The 1999-nt window shown below is 61.0% G+C and carries 1 protein-coding gene; it reads left to right on the top strand.

Features of this window, described 5'->3' with window-relative positions; translation table 11 throughout:
* Positions 1 to 328: 328 nt before the first annotated feature.
* A partial coding sequence (locus tag NA637_RS24795; protein ID WP_256075208.1) for a recombinase family protein occupies positions 329 to 1999 on the top strand: 1671 nt, incomplete at its 3' end.

The following is a 1999-nucleotide window of genomic DNA, read 5'->3' as shown; positions in this document are numbered from 1 at the left end:
AACAGCGGAAACAATAGAGCAAACTCTCGAGTAAAATGGGGCTTGCGCATTAGCCGGGATTGCCTGGGCCCCGGGTTTGCGGGATGTCCGGATATCGGGATTACCCTCGTCATCGATGTCGTCACCTCCACCGACGGGGAGCCTCAGCCATGACCCGACAGCCGCGCAACTGGCGCGTTCGCCTGGCTTTCGAGCCGAATCGATTCTCCGCCGAGCAGTTGGAGCGGGTCTATGAGCAGCTGAAGCCGACGGGCGCACGTACCACGTCGGCGCCATCGAGATCCCAGCCTGCAGCGACAAACCGCGCGAACGCGAAGCGGGGTGGGCGATGAGCGATACCCGGATGGTGGCGCTGTATGCCCGCGTGTCTTCGGATCAACAAGCCAAAAGCGGCACGATCGAAAGTCAGATTGCCGCGTTGAAGGAGCGCATTGCGGCCGATGGCGAGCAGATCGCCGAGGACATGCGCTTTATCGATGCGGGTGTCAGTGGCGCCACGCTGATCCGCCCGCAATTAGAACGGCTGAGGGATCGCGCGGCACTCGGCTTGATCGAGCGTCTCTACGTGCTGTCACCGGACCGCCTATCGCGAAAGTACGCGCATCAGGTTCTCCTCATCGAGGAACTGTCGGCGTGCGGCGTCGAGGTCGTGTTCCTCAATCACGCCATCGGCGCGACCCCGGAAGAGACGCTATTGCTGCAGATGCAGGGCATGATCGCTGAATACGAGCGCGCCAAGATCATGGAGCGCAATCGTCGCGGCAAACTTCATGGCGCGAAGCGCGGCAGTGTCAATGTGCTCTCGACGGCGCCCTATGGCTATCGCTACATCCGCAAGCAAGCCGATGGCACGCCGGCGCAGTATGTGATCGACCTGTCACAAGCGGCGACGGTGAGACAGATCTTTGCCTGGATTGGCGTCGAGCGTCTGAGCATTGGTGAAGTGGTGCGGCGTCTTGCCGAGGCGGGCGTCCCGACTGCATCGGGCAAACCGCACTGGGACCGCAGCGTCGTGTGGGGGATGCTGCAGAATCCGGCCTATATGGGCCGAGCGGCCTTTGGCAAGACGCAGGCGCGCGATCCCTTGCCCCGCGTGCGCGCACCGCGCCACAGCGCCGACACGCCCAAGAAAGGCTATTCCGCGGTGCGCACCGAGCCGAGCGGCTGGATCGAAATCCCGGTGCCGGCGATCATCAACGAGGCGTTGTTTCTGGCCGTTCAGGAGCAACTCGACGAGAATCGCAAGTCGGCGCGGCAACGCCGCCACGGTGCCGTCTATCTGCTGCAGGGCCTGACTGTCTGCGGCCAGTGTCATTACGCCTATTACGGCAAAAAGGTCAGTAAAGCGGCGGGCAAGGGCCGCCAGCACTATGCCTATTATCGTTGCATTGGAACCGACGCCTACCGCTTCGGCGGCGCACGCCTCTGCGACAATCAACAGGTGAGGACCGAGCGGCTCGACGAGCTCGTGTGGCAGCAAGTCGTCGCGCTGCTGGCCCATCCTGACCGACTGAAGACCGAGTACCAACGCCGCCTGGACGTTCTCGAACAGACCGAAAGGGAGAGTGCCGATACGGCGGCACTGGAGAGACAGAAGCTCCATCTGGAGAAAGGCAAGTCACGGCTCATTGACAGCTATGCGGAAGGGGTGATCGATAAAGCGGACTTCGATCCGAAGATCCGGCAACTGAAGATCAAGCTCGAACAGATTGATCATCAGATCGAAGAGTCCCGGCGCCATGAGGCGGGACAATTCGAGCTGTTTCTCGTGATCAATCGTCTCGAAGAATTTGCCGCCGCCGTCAATGACCGATTGAGCACCATCGACTTTGCCACGAAACGGGAGATCATCCGCGCGCTGGTAAAACGCATAGAGATCCACAAAGAAGAAATCATCGTCGTCTTTCGGGTCGACCCGGATCCGGGGTTCAATGCCGGCGAGGGCTCGACGGATTCACAAGCGGGGAAGCAAAGTATGCAAGATCGTACGCGGCGTACT

This window comes from Stutzerimonas stutzeri (genome assembly GCF_024448935.1).
GTDB lineage: Bacteria > Pseudomonadota > Gammaproteobacteria > Pseudomonadales > Pseudomonadaceae > Stutzerimonas > Stutzerimonas stutzeri_AO.
Note: the sequence above shows the minus strand (reverse complement) of the source record. Positions and strands in the feature narration are given on the sequence as shown.